The organism is Streptomyces sp. NPDC088261 (genome assembly GCF_044740805.1).
Taxonomy (GTDB): Bacteria; Actinomycetota; Actinomycetes; order Streptomycetales; family Streptomycetaceae; genus Streptomyces.
This window is the reverse complement of sequence record NZ_JBIURL010000009.1, coordinates 168,054-182,549: the sequence shown is the minus strand read 5'-3', so window position 1 is coordinate 182,549 and position 14,496 is coordinate 168,054. Positions and strand designations below refer to the sequence as shown.

Annotated in this window: 13 protein-coding genes; 10 read left to right on the top strand and 3 right to left on the bottom strand. The window is 72.0% G+C overall.

The window, feature by feature from the left end:
* Positions 1 to 90: 90 nt before the first annotated feature.
* The gene (locus ACIODU_RS19525; protein WP_356424836.1) at positions 91 to 762 is read right to left on the bottom strand and encodes a lysophospholipid acyltransferase family protein; all 672 of its coding nucleotides are present in this window, start codon (positions 760 to 762) and stop codon (positions 91 to 93) included.
* Between the two features lie 293 nt (positions 763 to 1,055).
* Here ACIODU_RS19525 and ACIODU_RS19520 point away from each other — a divergent pair, with 293 nt between their 5' ends.
* From ACIODU_RS19520 to ACIODU_RS19510, 3 genes are all read left to right on the top strand, one after another.
* Positions 1,056 to 2,210: a glycerophosphodiester phosphodiesterase gene (locus ACIODU_RS19520; RefSeq protein ID WP_356424833.1), complete on the top strand. Its 1,155-nt coding sequence runs from the start codon at positions 1,056 to 1,058 to the stop codon at positions 2,208 to 2,210.
* Between the two features lie 169 nt (positions 2,211 to 2,379).
* Positions 2,380 to 2,922 (top strand): sigma-70 family RNA polymerase sigma factor, encoded by a 543-nt coding sequence (locus ACIODU_RS19515; RefSeq protein ID WP_401769010.1) that lies wholly within the window; start codon positions 2,380 to 2,382, stop codon positions 2,920 to 2,922.
* 37 nt (positions 2,923 to 2,959) lie between these two features.
* A complete protein-coding gene (locus ACIODU_RS19510; RefSeq protein ID WP_356424828.1) occupies positions 2,960 to 3,463 on the top strand; it encodes a GNAT family N-acetyltransferase in 504 nt (167 codons plus the stop codon).
* Between the two features lie 58 nt (positions 3,464 to 3,521).
* Here the strand turns inward: ACIODU_RS19510 and ACIODU_RS19505 are convergent, their stop codons facing one another.
* Together ACIODU_RS19505 and ACIODU_RS19500 are read right to left on the bottom strand one after the other, a co-directional pair.
* On the bottom strand, positions 3,522 to 3,977 hold the full coding sequence (locus ACIODU_RS19505) for a hypothetical protein (protein WP_356424825.1): 456 nt from the start codon (positions 3,975 to 3,977) through the stop codon (positions 3,522 to 3,524).
* A 4-nt stretch (positions 3,978 to 3,981) separates the two neighbouring features.
* Positions 3,982 to 4,341, bottom strand: coding sequence for a hypothetical protein (locus ACIODU_RS19500; protein ID WP_356424822.1), 360 nt, complete (start codon positions 4,339 to 4,341; stop codon positions 3,982 to 3,984).
* Between the two features lie 142 nt (positions 4,342 to 4,483).
* On the opposite strand from ACIODU_RS19500, the gene ACIODU_RS19495 reads away from it, so the two are divergent.
* The 7 genes from ACIODU_RS19495 to cobT all read left to right on the top strand — a co-directional run bounded on the left by ACIODU_RS19495 (position 4,484) and on the right by cobT (position 14,459).
* Positions 4,484 to 5,131 carry an HAD-IA family hydrolase gene (locus ACIODU_RS19495; protein ID WP_401769161.1) on the top strand — a complete coding sequence of 216 codons (648 nt, stop codon included), beginning with the start codon at positions 4,484 to 4,486 and terminating at the stop codon, positions 5,129 to 5,131.
* 484 nt (positions 5,132 to 5,615) lie between these two features.
* Positions 5,616 to 6,662, top strand: a complete 1,047-nt coding sequence (locus ACIODU_RS19490) for a methionine ABC transporter ATP-binding protein (RefSeq protein WP_401769006.1) — start codon at positions 5,616 to 5,618, stop codon at positions 6,660 to 6,662.
* Complete coding sequence (locus tag ACIODU_RS19485) at positions 6,659 to 7,327, top strand: methionine ABC transporter permease (RefSeq protein ID WP_356424813.1); 669 nt, start codon at positions 6,659 to 6,661, stop codon at positions 7,325 to 7,327. The genes ACIODU_RS19490 and ACIODU_RS19485 overlap by 4 nt, the downstream gene beginning before the upstream one ends.
* 93 nt (positions 7,328 to 7,420) lie before the next feature.
* Positions 7,421 to 8,281, top strand: a complete 861-nt coding sequence (locus ACIODU_RS19480) for a MetQ/NlpA family ABC transporter substrate-binding protein (protein WP_401769003.1) — start codon at positions 7,421 to 7,423, stop codon at positions 8,279 to 8,281.
* Between the two features lie 86 nt (positions 8,282 to 8,367).
* Complete coding sequence (locus tag ACIODU_RS19475) at positions 8,368 to 9,012, top strand: GNAT family N-acetyltransferase (RefSeq protein ID WP_356424807.1); 645 nt, start codon at positions 8,368 to 8,370, stop codon at positions 9,010 to 9,012.
* 138 nt (positions 9,013 to 9,150) lie between these two features.
* Complete coding sequence (gene cbiE, locus ACIODU_RS19470; RefSeq protein ID WP_356424803.1) at positions 9,151 to 10,371, top strand: precorrin-6y C5,15-methyltransferase (decarboxylating) subunit CbiE; 1,221 nt, start codon at positions 9,151 to 9,153, stop codon at positions 10,369 to 10,371.
* 320 nt (positions 10,372 to 10,691) lie between these two features.
* Positions 10,692 to 14,459: a nicotinate-nucleotide--dimethylbenzimidazole phosphoribosyltransferase gene (cobT, locus tag ACIODU_RS19465; protein ID WP_401768999.1), complete on the top strand. Its 3,768-nt coding sequence runs from the start codon at positions 10,692 to 10,694 to the stop codon at positions 14,457 to 14,459.
* The last annotated feature ends 37 nt before the right edge of the window (positions 14,460 to 14,496 follow it).

The following is a 14,496-nucleotide window of genomic DNA, read 5'->3' as shown; positions in this document are numbered from 1 at the left end:
GTCCGTCCTCAAACGCCGGACGGGCTGGGGTGGGCGTTCCTGGCACGCCGAAGATGCGCGGCGTCCCCACCCAGCCTCGCGCGGACGCGCCTACGCCGCCTTCGCCTTGCTCGCGTACATGTCCACGTACTCCTGCCCCGACAGCTCCATGACCTCCGCCATCACCGAGTCCGTCACCGCCCGCAGCACGTACCGGTGCCGGTCCATGCCCTCGTAGCGGGAGAACTCCATCGGCTTCCCGAAGCGGACCGTCACCTTGCCCGAGCGCGGCATCCCCTTGCCGTCGGGCTGGAGCTTGTCCGTGCCGATCATCGCGAACGGCACCACCGGCGCCCCCGTCTCCAGGGTCAGCCGCGCGATGCCCGTACGGCCCCGGTACAGCCGGCCGTCGGGGGAGCGGGTGCCCTCCGGGTAGATGCCGAAGATCTTGCCCTCGTCCAGCAGCCGGCGCCCCGTCATCAGCGCCGCCACCCCGCCGTGCCCGCCGTCGCGGTCCACCGGGATCATGCCGACGCCGGTGAAGAACCAGGCCATCAGCCGGCCCTTGACGCCCTTGCCCGTGACGTATTCGTCCTTCCCGATGAAGAAGACCTGCCGGTCGCAGACCAGCGGAAGGATCATCGAGTCGATGAACGTCAGGTGGTTGCCCGCGAGGATCACGGGCCCGCTCGCGGGAATGTGCTCGGCGCCCTCCACGCGGGTACGGAACATCAGGCGCACGAGCGGGCCGAGCACTGCCTTGATGAGCGCGAAGCGGGACAACAGATCCTCCGGCGTCGTGAAACGGTCGTCGTGAATGGTCGCGGTGAATGGTCGTCGTGGACGGTCTCCGTGCAGGTGAGGACGATACTCGCGGGTCAGGGGTCACCGCACGTCGGGTTCATCGACTCGATACCCAGTGTTGACGTGAGTTCGCGTCACGTTTGTGTGCCATCTGCCGTACGGAGGGGAGGAAAGCCTACGCTCGGGCCCCGTCGGACAGGTCTTGACAGGTGCGGGACATCAGGGACATCACCTCCGCGGGAACATTCCCGGGAACACACCAAGGAGCGTTCATGACACAGGGTGCGCGGCACACGCCCGGACGGCGGACCGTACTGGGAGCGGCGGTGCTCGGCTCGGCGGCCCTGGCACTGCCCACGGCGGCGGCCACGGCGGCCCAGGCCACGGAGCGCGGCCACGGCTCGTCCGGCGCGGAGCTGCCCGTCCCGACGATCGTCGGCCACCGCGGGTCCAGCGGCTACCGGCCCGAGCACACCCTCGGCTCGTACCAGCTCGCCCTCGACCTCGGCGCGCACGTGATCGAGCAGGACCTGGTCCCCACCAAGGACGGCCACCTGATCTGCCGTCACGAGAACGACATCACGGCCACCACCGACGTCGCCGACCACCCGGAGTTCGCCGGCCGCAGGACCACGAAGGTCGTCGACGGCACCAGCATCACCGGCTGGTTCACCGAGGACTTCACGCTCGCCGAGATCAAGACGCTCCGCGCGAAGGAGCGCATCCCGGCCGTCCGCCAGCGCAACACCCTGTACGACGGCCACTGGGAGGTCCCCACCTTCGAAGAGGTCCTGCGCTGGGCCGACGCCGAGGGCCGCCGCCGGGGCCGTCCCGTCTGGCTGTACGTCGAGACCAAGCACCCCACGTACTTCCGGGGCGTCGGCCTCGCCCTGGAGGACCGCCTCGCGAAGCTCCTGCGCCGGTACGGGCGGGACCGCAAGGACTCCCCGCTGCTGCTCCAGTCCTTCGAGCCGAGCAGCATGCAGAAGATGGCGAAGCTCGTCGGCACGCGGCGTGTGGTCCTGCTCGACGCGGCCGCGACGCGCCCCTGGGACTTCCGGGTCGCCAACGACCCCCGTACGGTCGCCGACCTGGTCACCCCCGCCGGCCTCAAGTGGATCGCGTCCTTCGCGCAGGGCATCGGCCCGACGCTGGACCTGATCATCCCCAGGGACGCCACGGGCAAGCTGGGCACGCCGACGACGCTGGTACGGGACGCGCACGCGAAGCACCTGATCCTGCACCCGTACACGATGCGCAACGAGAACTCGTTCCTGCCGGCCGACTTCCGGCGCGGCACGGACCCGAACGCGTACGGCGACGCCTTCGGCGCCTTCCAGGTCTGGTTCGAACAGGGCATCGACGGCATCTTCACCGACAACCCGGACACGGGCCTGCTGGCCCGCGAGGACTTCCTCGCCCGCTGAACCGGGAGGCGCCGGGTGGTCCCCCGCCCGGCGCCGACGCCGTCGGCAGGTAAGGGGCCCTGAGGGCCGCCCGGCGTCCCCGTCAGCCGCCCGCCCCGGCGTGACCCGGTCGGGTGACAGCCCCGGCGGGGGGGCAACCGGTGGCGGGCGGTCGTACGTCCCGCGCAGCATGACGACCGCCGACACGGCCCCCGGCCGCGAAGACCTGTTCCACGCCCTGCGGCCGCTCGTCGCCGCCGAGGCCGGGGCCGAGGCGCCCGGCGCCGCCGTCGAGGCGCGCGACCTCGAACAGGCGGTGTGGGTGCGGCTGCTGGAGCGGATGGCGGACGAGGGGCCGCCTCCCGACACCGTCCGCTGGGTCCGTACCGCCGTACGCGCCGAGGCGCGGCAGGGCCGCCGTACCGCCGCCCACGAACTCCCCTACACCCGCGCCCAGCCCGCCGCCGGCGCCGACTCCGACCCCGAGCGCGTGGCACTCCGTGCCGACCGCAGGCGCGCGCTCCGCTCCGCCGTGGGCCGTACCCCCGGGCGCTGCCCCCGCCTGCTGGCTGCGATGCTGTCGCCCGCCGACCCCACCTACCGCGAAATCGCAGGAGAGTTGGGTATCTCACAGGGGAGTTTAGGGCCGATGCGTTCCCGATGCCTGGGATGCCTGCGAAGAATGCTCACACCGGAGATTGGCACCGCTGAACTTGGGGGAAAGAGGCGGTAGACAATCGGCGTACCAGGTGAGCGGGAGGCATGCACACATGGGCATGAGCGTGACCATCTCTGCGGCGAGTGCGCAGGACGCGGAACAGATCCTGAAGCTGCAATATCTGTGTTACCAGAACGAGGCCGAGCTGTACGGCGACTACACCATCGAACCGCTCACCCAGACCCTGGACGACCTGAGGGCCGAACTCGACCGGGGGCACGGCCTGGTGGCCCGCCTCGGCGACGAAGTGGTGGCGTCGGTACGGGGCACGGTCGACGCGTCCGGCACCGCGCGCATCGCCAAACTCATCGTCCATCCGCGTCTCCAGCGCCACGGCCTCGGCGGCCGGCTGCTCGACGCCATAGAACAGCACTTCGCGGCCGAACCGGCCGCGCGGCGCTTCCGGCTCTTCACGGGCCACCGCAGCGAGGGCAACCTGAGGCTCTACCGGAGCCGGGGCTACGCGCCGGTCTCGACGGAGCAGATCGGCCCGCGCCTGCGCCTCGTGACGCTGGAGAAGGAGGCCGCCGCCGAGGTGTACGTCGCGAGCGCCTGACCCCGGGGGCCGACGTCCTGAGAGCGGCGCGGCCACCCGCGGACAGGCTGATACGGGTCTACGACGCGAGAGCGGAATCCCCGCCGGTACGGGGGGATTCCGCGACGCGCGGCCTGCGCAGCCACAGGATCCCCGTGACCGGCAGCAGCACGGGAATGAACAGGTACCCCATGCCGAAGGACGACCACACCGTGGAGTCCGCGAACGCGGAGGAGTCGGCGAGCGTCCACACCCCGACGGTCAGCACCCCCACCAACTCGGCCCCGCAGCAGACGAGCGCGACCTTCCGCGCCGTCTCGCCGCCGCGTACGAGCGTGTAGGTGATGAAGACGTACACTACGGCCGCGACGGCGGACAGCAGATACGCCAGCGGGGCCCGGTCGTACTCGGTCGCGATCTGGTAGACGGAGCGGGACACCGCGCCCACCGTCATCACGCCGTAGAGCCAGACGAGCAGCAGGCCGGGGCCCTTGACGAGCCTGGTCCGCGTCTCCGGCCCGGTCCGTGTCTCCATGGTTTCAGCCACCCCAGATGTCGTGGAGCCGTACTTCGAGCACGGCCAGGACGACCGCCCCGGCCGACACCGTCACCGAGCCCCAGCGGGTCCGCTCGGTCAGGGACAGGAAGCCGGCGGCGGGCACCGCGAGCAGGGCCCCCAGAAGGTACGAGAAGAACAGCACCGAGCCGTCCGACGCCCGCTCCCCGCGCCCCACCAGCACGATCCCCACCACCACCTGGACCAGCGCCAGCGCCGACACCACGGCCATGCCGATGAAGTGCCAGTCCTTGGTCGGCTGGTCCCGGTACGCGGCGAAACCGCACCAGGCGGCGAGGGCGAGCGCGGCCACGGAGACCGCGACCGTCAGGGCGACGAGCATGGGCCCGAGCGTATTACGGCGGAATGACCGGCCCGCGCGCGCCCCCGGGCGTCCACCGCGCCCGCCCCCCCCGGCCGTCCACCGCGATCACCCCGGCGCGCGCCCCCGGCCGCCCCGTACTGTCCCCCTCATGAGGAGTGACATGAGGTTCGACGCCGAGGCCCTGCTGTTCGACAACGACGGGACGCTCGTCTCCTCCCTGGAGTCCGTCCTGCGCTGCTGGGGCCGGTGGGTCGAGGAGTACGGCATCACGGCGGACGCCTTCGCGCGGTATGGGCTGCACGGCCGCCCCGCCGCGGAGATCGTGGCCGACCTGGTCCCCGCCGCGCGGGTGCGGGCCGCCGTCGCCCGTATCGAACAGCTGGAGATCGACGACGCCGCCGGCGGGGTCGTCCTCGTGCCGGGCGCCGCCGACCTGCTCGCCTCGCTGCCCGCCGAACGCTGGGCCGTCGTCACCTCCGCGTCCCGGCGGCTCGCGGACGCCCGCCTCGGCGCGGCCGGGGTACGGCCCAAGACGCTGGTCACGGCCGACGACGTCACCCGCGGCAAGCCCGACCCCGAACCGTTCCTGCTCGCCGCCCGGCTCCTCGGCGTGGACCCGGCCCGCTGCCTGGTCTTCGAGGACGCGCCCGCCGGGCTCACGGCCGCCCGCGCCGCCGGTATGCGGACCGTGGCCTTGGCCACAACCCACCTCCGCGAGGAGCTGGTCGCCGACGCGGTCGTCGACGACCTCTCCGCCGTGTCGGCCCAGGTCGCGGCCGGGGGAGTGGAGATCCGTATCGCCGGCTGAGCGCGGCTCCCGATCCGCGCCGCCACGCAAGGGCCGTCCGCATGCTGCGACAGAGGAGTCCGCTATACGGACAGCCCTCTTGGCAAAGTACTGACGTCTGCTTTACTTACCGCATGACCAGGACGAGCGACCGCGCCCCCGCGACCGAGGCGATCACGACGCCCGGTGCTCGTTGTCTGTGTCGAATGTGCGCCAACTGAGGGCCCCTGCCTGAGCCTCGCGCCCCGAAGCGAGGACAGCGGCCGCGCCGTTTCCCGTACCACCTGAGGACCTTCACGGGCCCCCACGTCCTGTACGGGCCGCCGCACGCCCCCCCCCGCACACACGCCGCCTCCCGGTGACCCACCGCGTCGGCCGTGCCGTGTCGCCCCGAGCTGTGCCCACGCCCCGGGCCGCTGACCCATGCCCCCTGCCCATGCCCCCCTGCCCACGCCCCGCGCCGGCGGATCCTCCGCCGCGCCCCCGACTGTGACGGAACCCCCCTGTGATCACTACTACGGGCCTGACGAAGGTCTACCGGTCCGCCCGCGGGCGAGGCCGGGAGATCACCGCGCTCGACGGTGTCGACCTCCACGTCCGCGAGGGGGAGGTCTTCGGCGTCGTCGGACAGAGCGGCGCCGGCAAGTCCTCCCTCATCCGCTGCGTCAACCTCCTCGAACGCCCCACCTCCGGCACCGTGACCGTCGCCGGCCAGGACCTCACCGCGCTCGCGGGCCGGGGCCACCGGGCCGGCAAGGAGCTGCGCCGGGCGCGCAGTTCGATCGGCATGGTCTTCCAGCACTTCAACCTGCTGTCCTCCCGCACGGTCCAGGACAACGTCGAACTGCCCCTGGAGATCCTCGGCGTCCCCGCCCGCGAACGCTCCCGCCGCGCCCTCGAACTGCTCGACCTGGTGGGCCTCGCCGACAGGGCCAGGGCCTACCCGGCGCAGCTCTCCGGCGGCCAGAAGCAGCGGGTCGGCATCGCCCGCGCCCTGGCCGGCGACCCCAAGGTGCTGCTCTCCGACGAGGCGACCAGCGCCCTCGACCCCGAGACCACCCGCTCGATCCTCCAGCTGCTGCGCGACCTCAACCGCCAACTCGGCCTCACCGTGCTGCTCATCACCCACGAGATGGAGGTCGTGAAGACGATCTGCGACTCGGCCGCGCTGATGCGCGAGGGCCGGATCGTGGAATCGGGCACGGTGAGCGAACTGCTCGCCACCCCCGGCTCCGAGCTGGCCCGCGAGCTGTTCCCGGTCGGGGGCGACGCCTCGGGGCCGGGTCGTACGGTCGTCGACGTCACCTTCCAGGGCGAGGCCGCCACGCGGCCGGTGATCTCCCGGCTCTCCCGTACGTACAACATCGACATCTCGATCCTCGGCGCGGCGATGGACACCGTCGGCGGCCGGCAGATCGGCCGGATGCGGATCGAACTGCCCGGCGCGTACGAGGAGAACGTCGTCCCCGTCGGCTTCCTGCGCGAGCAGGGGCTCCAGGTCGAGATCGTCGGCGCCCCCGACCCCGTTCCCACCGAGGAAGGTGCCAAGTGACCTGGTCCGAGATGCAGCCCCTGCTGTCCCAGGGGACCGTCGACACCCTCTACATGGTGCTGTGGTCCGCGCTCGTCACCGTCGCCGGCGGACTGCCCCTCGGCATCCTGCTGGTCCTCACCGACAAGGGCGGACTGCTCCAGAACGCCCCGGTGAACAAGGTCGTCGGCGTGATCGTGAACATCGGCCGCTCGCTGCCGTTCATCATCCTGCTGATCGCCCTGATCCCCTTCACCACCTTCGTGGTCGGCACCTTCATCGGCCCGACCGCCATGATCGTGCCGCTCGCGATCGGCGCCATCCCGTTCTTCGCCCGTCTGGTCGAGACCGCGATCCGCGAGGTCGACCACGGACTGGTCGAAGCCGTCCAGGCCATGGGCGGTTCCATCCCCACCATCGTCCGCAAGGTCCTGCTGCCGCAGGCCCTGCCGTCGATCGTCTCCGGGACCACCACCACCGTCATCGCGCTCATCGGCTACTCGGCGATGGCGGGGGCGGTGGGAGGCGAGGGCCTCGGTTCAAAGGCCGTCACGTACGGATTCCAGCGCTTCGAGAACGGCTTCATGATCGCCACCGTCGTGGTGCTGATCCTGATCGTCACCGTGATCCAGCTGATCGGCGACCTGGCCGTACGGCTGCTGGCGCGCCGGGTCCGTACCGCCTAGGCGGCCGAGACCACACCCCACACCCGCACCGTTCGCAACGGCCCGCACTCCTTGTCCGGGCCTCCCTCCACACACCGGAAAGAGGCACTCTTCGTGCGCACCACCATCAAGCTCACCGCCGCTGCCGCCACCGCCGTCCTCGCCCTCACCCTGAGCGCCTGCGGCACGTCGTCCGACCCGGCCCCCAAGGCCGCCGACGGCGCCGAGGCCGACGCGTCCAAGCCGCTGCTCGTCGCCGCGTCCCCGACACCGCACGCCGACATCCTGAACTTCATCAAGAAGAACCTGGCGGACAAGGCCGGACTCAAGCTCGACGTCAAGGAGTTCACGGACTACGTCCTGCCGAACACCGCCACCGAGAGCGGCGAGGTCGACGCCAACTACTTCCAGAACAAGCCCTATCTGGACGACTTCAACAAGAAGAACGGCACCCACATCGTGCCGGTCGTCAACGTCCACCTGGAGCCGCTCGCCCTCTACTCCAAGAAGGTCGAGGAGTTGAGCGGGCTCAAGGCCGGCCAGAGCATCGCGATCCCCAACGACACCGTCAACGAGGGCCGCGCGCTCAAGCTCCTCGCCGACAACGGTGTGATCACGCTCAAGGACGGTGTCGGGGGCACCGGTTCGCTGGCCGACATCGAGGACGACAAGGGCCTCACGTTCAAGGAGCTGGAAGCCGCCACCCTGCCCCGTGCCCTCAACGACGTGGACGCCGCCGTCATCAACGGCAACTACGCCATCGAGGCCGAACTCAACCCCGCCCAGGACTCCATCGCCCTGGAGAAGACCGAGAACAACCCGTACGCCAACTTCCTCGCCGTGAAGGAGGGCAACGAGAAGGACCCGCGCGTGCTGAAGCTCGCGAAGCTCCTCAACTCGCCCGAGGTGAAGCAGTACATCGAGGACACCTACAAGAACGGCGCGGTCCTGCCCGCCTTCGGCCCCGCCGCGTAACCGGACACGCCCCGAGCCCCGCGCACCCCGGTCGTGCGCGGGGCTCCCCCGATGCTGCATGCTGTGCATTTACGACGGACTGAGGCATGGAGCTGCGCATGACTACCTTTCCGGACGTGTCCATCAGCACGGAGCGGTTGGTGCTGCGCCCCTTCGAACCGTCGGACATCCCGGCGCACATCGAGATGATGAACGACGAGATGGTCACCGCCTGGACGTCCGTGCCCCACCCGTACACCCGGGAGGACGCCGAGCGGTGGGTCCACACCATCGCCCCCGCCGAGCGCACCGGCGGACGCGGCATCGTCTTCGCCGTCACCGAGTTCCTCACGCAGCGGCTCGTCGGCATCGTCCGCCTCCACCACACCAACTGGCGCGCCCTCGCCACCGAGGCGCAGTACGTCACCGCCCCCTGGGCACGCGGTGAGGGGTACGCCACCGAATCGGTGCTCGCCGTCGCCCAATGGCTGTTCCGCGACCAGAAGTTCGAGCGCATCGAGGTGCGTACCGCCGCCGACAACACCGCCTCCCAGCAGGTCGCGCAGAAGATCGGCTGCATCAGCGAGGGTGTGCTGCGCAGCGCGTGGATAGCGCGTACGCAGACCGAGGACGGCGGCTGGACGGACTTCCGCACCGACCTCCTGGTCTGGAGCCTGCTTCCCGAGGATCTGGAAGGTGTGGCGGAGCAGATGGCGGACAGCGGATACGCGTCCTTCACGGACTGGAACTGACCACCGCGAGCGGTCGATCGACCCTCGCCACTCCTCTCGACCCTCACCTCCCCCGACCCGCTCTCACCACCCCCGAACGACGTTCACCTCCCCCGACCGACCGCCACCCGGCGACACATTCCTGGAGACCTGAAGAAGATGGCCGACCGCGTCACGGTGATCGGCTGGGACGGCTCACCCCTCACCGCTGCCGGCAACTCCGCCCTGTCCGCCGCGACCCTGGTCGCCGGAGCCCCCCACCATCTGGCCCTCCCCGAGATCCCCGCGAGCGCCGAGCGCGTCCAGCTCGGCAGTATCGACCTGGCGGCACGCCGGATCGCAGGGCACCGCGGCAGCGTGGTGGTCCTCGCCGACGGCGACCCCGGCTTCTTCGGTGTCGTACGGACGCTGCGCGACCCGGAACACGGCCTGGAGGTCGAGGTCGTCCCCGCCGTCTCCGCCGTGGCGGCGGCCTTCGCCCGGGCCGGCATGCCCTGGGAGGACGCCCAGATCGTCGTCGCGCACGCCCGTACGCTGCGCCGCGCCGTCAACGTGTGCCGGGCGCACACCAAGGTCGCCGTCCTCACCTCCCCGGGCGCGGGCCCCGCCGAACTCGCCCTGCTCCTCGAAGGGGTCCACCGCACCTTCGTCATCTGCGAGGAACTGGGCACCGACCGCGAGAAGGTCAGCGTCCTCACCTCGGACAAGGCGGCCGACCACGAGTGGCGCGACCCCAACGTGGTGATCGTCATCGGCGGCATCGGGACCGCCGTCTCGCCGGTCAGCGGCTGGATCGCGGGCCGCGACCCCGCCTACCCGCCGGCCGAGCGGGGCTGGGCGCTGCCGACCGAGGAGTACGGCATAGAACTCGACGAGGGCGAGTCGACCTGGCTGCGCGCTGCCCAGCTCGCCCGGATCGGTGCCCGTACCGGCGACCTCGTCTGGGACATCGGCTCCGGCAGCGGGGCACTCGCCGCCGAGGCGGCCCGCTTCGGCGCCGCCGTGATCGCCGTGGACGACGAGCCGGGGGCGTGCGCCAGCACAGCGGCGGCCGCCCGGCGCGCCGGGGTTCAGCTCCAAGTCGTCCAAGGACGCGCCCCCCATGTGCTCGAGCGCCTGCCCGAGCCCGATGTCGTACGGATCGGGGGCGGCGGGATCGACGTCGTCATCGCCGTCGCCGACCGCAGGCCCGAGCGCATCGTGACCCACGCGGCCAACCGCGACGAGGCGGAAGCCATCGGAACTGCCTTGCGGGACGGGGGATATGCGGTGGAATGCGTCCTGCTCCAGTCCGTCGGTCTCGACACCGCGGACTGGTCGGAACGGGAGCGCTCCGTGGTCTTCCTGGTGTCGGGACAGCGCGCCGACACGACCTCCTGACGGCCCCGCGCGCCACGTCGCCGCTCCGCCCCCTGCCTCCGGTTGTCATAGACCCGAGGTAGGCTGGCCGATCGTTGTACCGCAGCCGGGCGTTCGTCGCTTCGTTCGTCAATGTCCGGAAAAGGGGCCCGTTTTGGGCCCTGATGTGGTACGGCGAAACCGGGGGAAGCGCGACGTGGCGCAGCCCACAGCGGGCCGTGTCGTGCCGCGCGACGCCCGCGCTCGTTGTTCCATGACAAGCGCGGGGAGCACCGACGATCTGCGGAGCCGTCGCCCCGGTGAAGGGCCGTAGGAGCACAACCAATGGGCGAGGGGTACGCATGACTGACACCGGCCAGGTCCCGGGCGAGGTACTGCCGGAGAGCGCGGGCATGGTGGAACAGCACGGCGTCCCCGCGCCGAGTGCGTACGCGTACCCGGACCCGGACGCCCTGTACCCGGACCCGCTGCGCCCCGACCCGTCGTACGGCGACACGGTGTACCCGGACGCGGTGTATCCGGAGGCGGCCTACCAGGAGACCGCGTACCACCAGCCCCCCTATCAGGAGGCCGCGTACCAGGACACGTCGTACGGGGAGCAGGCCTACGCGGCGCCCGCGGAGACGGTGGTGGAGGACGAGGACCTGCTGCTCATGCCGAGCGCGCAGGGGGCGTGGGGCGACCCGCTGCCGGTGCCTCCGCCGGAGCCGGTGCGGGTGGAGCAGCAGGCGCCGCCCATAGAACAGCCGGCGCCGCTGGCGGAGCCGGTTTCCCCTTCCCCTTCCCTTTCGGTGCCGGTCGCGGCGCCGGTTCCGGACCCGGTCCCGGATGTGTACGAGCCACCGCTTGAGTTCCCCGCCGAGCAGGGGTTCGTGGCCGAGCAGGCGTTCCGGGCGCCGGAGTTCACGGCGGCGGAGGCGTTCGCCGCGCCGCCGGTGGGGCAGGTGCCGGCCGCGCGGGTTTCCCAGGACGAGGTTCCGGCGGGCGAGGAGTCCAGGGGCCAGGAGCCGGTGGAGCGGCAGGTGGGGGAAGAGCACGCGGTGGGCCGACAAGAGGTGACAGGCCCGGAGCCCGTCGCGCAGGAGCCCGCAGCCTTGGAGCCGACGGCGCAGGAGCCCACGGACCAGGGAGCCACGGACCAGGGATCTGCGAACCAGGGATATGCGGATCAAGGATCTGCGGATCAAGGCTCCACCGGCCCGGAATCCCCCGTCCAAGAATCCCCTGTCCAGGAGTCACTGGAGTCCTCCGTCCAGGAATCCCTCGGACGCGGGCTGGACCTGCACCAGCCGGAGGCGCACGAGACCGACGGGCGGGACTCCGGTGCGGTGGATCTCACCGGCGTACGGATCCCGCAGCCCGAGCCGGCTCCTGTCCGGACAACGCCCGCTCCTGCGCCCGCCCCGGCGCCGACGCCCGTGCGCCGGCCGTTGCACCTGGGCCCGCCCCTGCCGGACACCTCCGGCGGGGTGGTGCGCTCCCTGGCCGACCGCGGGCCCGCGGCGGCACCGTCCCGGGCGGTCCGGGTACGGAACCGCGCCCAGCCCACCCCGACCCTGGGCCCCGAGTACCTGGACATCCCGCGTGAGGACGCCGCGGTGGCCCCGGCCGTCCCCGCACCCCAGCTGAGCGAGATCCCGCCGCAGGCGGGCACGCCGTGGAGCGCCGAAACGGCCGCCCCGGCAGAAACGGTCGTTCAGCAACCCGAACCGGTCGCGGCAGAGCCGCTGCCCGAGGCGCCCGAAGCGGTACGGGAAGCGCCCCCGGCGGAGGAGTCCGTACCGGCCGAGGCCGAGGCGCACCTGCCTCCGACCGAGCCCGAGCCGCAGCCCGATCCGGTCGCCGAGCCGGTCTCCGAGCAGGCGCCGGACGAGACGCCCGTGGTCGCGGAGCAGGCCGAACAGGCCCCGGCGTCCCCGGAGGCGCTCGTGCCGGTGGCGGAGCCGGAGGCCGTACAGGAACCGGTCGTGGAGGCGACCCCCGTACCGGAGCCGACTCCTGTAGCGGAGGCGACCCCCGTGCCGGAGTCCGCACCCGCACCCGAGGCGATTCCCGTACCGGAGGCGGACATCGCGCCGGTGGCGGAGCCGGACCCGGAGCCGCTGCCGGAACCCACCCCGGAGGCAGCCCCGGAACCCGAGCCGGAGCCGGAGCCCGCGCCGGAGTCCGAGCTCGCGCCGGAAGCCGCGCCCGAGACCGAGCCCGAGCTCCCGACGGCCCTCATCCCCGAGAACACCCCGCAGGCCGCGCCCGTGGCCGAGCCCGACGCCGCCCCCGAGCCCGCCTCCGTACCGGACGCGGACGAAGCGCCCCCCCTCGCGGCCGAAGCAGCACCAGCGCCAGAACCGGCCCCCGTCCCCGTCGCGGACGAAAGCTACGCGGCGGCGTCCGGCTACGACGACGCGGAGCGCGACGCCGTGCTGCGCGTCATGCGCGAACGCCGCGACATCCGCAACGGCTTCCGCTCCGACCCGATCCCGCACGAAGTGCTCCTCCGCGTCCTGGAGGCCGCGCACACCGCCCCGAGCGTCGGCCACTCCCAGCCCTGGGACTTCGTGGTCATCCGCTCGGCGGAGACCCGGCGTTCCATGCACGAACTGGCGCAGCGCCAGCGCGAGGCGTACGCGAAGTCGCTGCCCAAGGGACGGGCGAAGCAGTTCAAGGAACTGAAGATCGAGGCCATCCTCGAAACCCCGGTGAACATCGTGGTCACCGCCGACCCGACGCGCGGCGGCCGGCACACCCTCGGCCGCCACACGCAGCCGCAGATGGCGCCCTATTCCTCCGCGCTCGCCGTGGAGAACCTCTGGCTCGCGGCCCGCGCGGAAGGGCTCGGCGTCGGCTGGGTCAGCTTCTTCGACGAGCGCGAGATGGTACGGGCGCTGGGCCTGCCCGAGCACCTGGAGGTCGTGGCGTATCTGGTGGTCGGGTACGTGGACGAGTTCCCGGAGGAGCCCGAACTGATGCAGGCGGGCTGGTCCAAGCGCCGCCCGCTGTCCTGGGTCGTCCACGAGGAGACGTACGGCCGCCGCGCGCTGCCCGGCGGGGAGCCGCAGGATCTGCTCCAGGAGACCGTCGCGGCGATCCGTCCGCTGGACGCGAAGGCGCTGGGGGAGGCGTGGGAGCGGCAGAAGCGGATGACGAAGCCGGCCGGCGCGCTCGGCATGCTGGAGATCATCTCCGCCCAGCTCAGCGGTCTGTCGCGGCTGTGCCCGCCGCCCATCCCGGAGCCGGCGGCAGTGGCGATCTTCGCGGGTGACCACGGGGTGCACGCCCAGGGGGTCACCCCCTGGCCGCAGGAGGTGACCGCGCAGATGGTCGCGAACTTCCTCGGCGGGGGCGCGGTGTGCAACGCGTTCGCCAACCAGGTGGGCGCCGAGGTCTGTGTGATCGACGTGGGCGTCGTCGGCGACCTGCCGGCCACGCCGGGGCTGCTGCCCCGCAAGGTACGGGCGGGCACGGCGGACTTCACGACCGGACCCGCGCTGAGCCGCGAGGAAGTGCTCGCGGCGATCGAGGTGGGCATCGAGACGGCCCGCGACCTGGTGGCGGCGGGCAACAAGGCGCTGCTGACGGGGGAGATGGGCATCGCCAACACGACGGTGTCGGCGGCGCTGATCTGCGTGTACACGGGCCAGGACCCGGCGGAGGTCACCGGCCGGGGCACCGGCATCAACGACGAGACGCACGCGCGGAAGATCGATGTCGTACGGCGTGGCCTCGACCTCCACCGCCCCGACCCGGCCGACCCGGTGGGCGTCCTGGCGGCGGTGGGCGGCCTGGAACACGCGGCGATGGTCGGATTCCTGCTGGGCGGCGCGTCGTTGCGTACGCCGGTGATCCTGGACGGCGTGAGCGCGGGCGCGGCGGCGCTGGTGGCGCGGGCGATCGCGCCGGAGGCCCTGGCGGCCTGCATCGCGGGCCACCGCAGCGCGGAGCCCGGCCATGTGGCGGCCCTCAACAAGCTCGGCCTGCGCCCGCTGATCGACCTGGACCTCCGCCTGGGCGAGGGCACCGGCGCCCTGCTGGCCCTCCCGGTGGTCCAGAGTGCGGCGCGGGCGATGCACGAGGTGGCGACGTTCGACTCGGCGGGCGTGACGGAGAAATAGCGGACGGCACGGCGGAACAACCGGGCGGAGGGCAAGC

What these genes read in the sequence shown, in the direction of transcription:
- cobT (WP_401768999.1), top strand. Translation starts at nt 10,692, where the DNA reads ATGACTGACACCGGCCAGGTCCCGGGCGAGGTACTGCCGGAGAGCGCG.
- ACIODU_RS19495 (WP_401769161.1), top strand. Translation starts at nt 4,484, where the DNA reads ATGAGGTTCGACGCCGAGGCCCTGCTGTTCGACAACGACGGGACGCTC.
- ACIODU_RS19505 (WP_356424825.1), bottom strand. Translation starts at nt 3,977, where the DNA reads ATGGAGACACGGACCGGGCCGGAGACGCGGACCAGGCTCGTCAAGGGC.
- ACIODU_RS19510 (WP_356424828.1), top strand. Translation starts at nt 2,960, where the DNA reads ATGGGCATGAGCGTGACCATCTCTGCGGCGAGTGCGCAGGACGCGGAA.
- ACIODU_RS19520 (WP_356424833.1), top strand. Translation starts at nt 1,056, where the DNA reads ATGACACAGGGTGCGCGGCACACGCCCGGACGGCGGACCGTACTGGGA.
- ACIODU_RS19475 (WP_356424807.1), top strand. Translation starts at nt 8,368, where the DNA reads ATGGAGCTGCGCATGACTACCTTTCCGGACGTGTCCATCAGCACGGAG.
- cbiE (WP_356424803.1), top strand. Translation starts at nt 9,151, where the DNA reads ATGGCCGACCGCGTCACGGTGATCGGCTGGGACGGCTCACCCCTCACC.
- ACIODU_RS19515 (WP_401769010.1), top strand. Translation starts at nt 2,380, where the DNA reads ATGACGACCGCCGACACGGCCCCCGGCCGCGAAGACCTGTTCCACGCC.
- ACIODU_RS19500 (WP_356424822.1), bottom strand. Translation starts at nt 4,341, where the DNA reads ATGCTCGTCGCCCTGACGGTCGCGGTCTCCGTGGCCGCGCTCGCCCTC.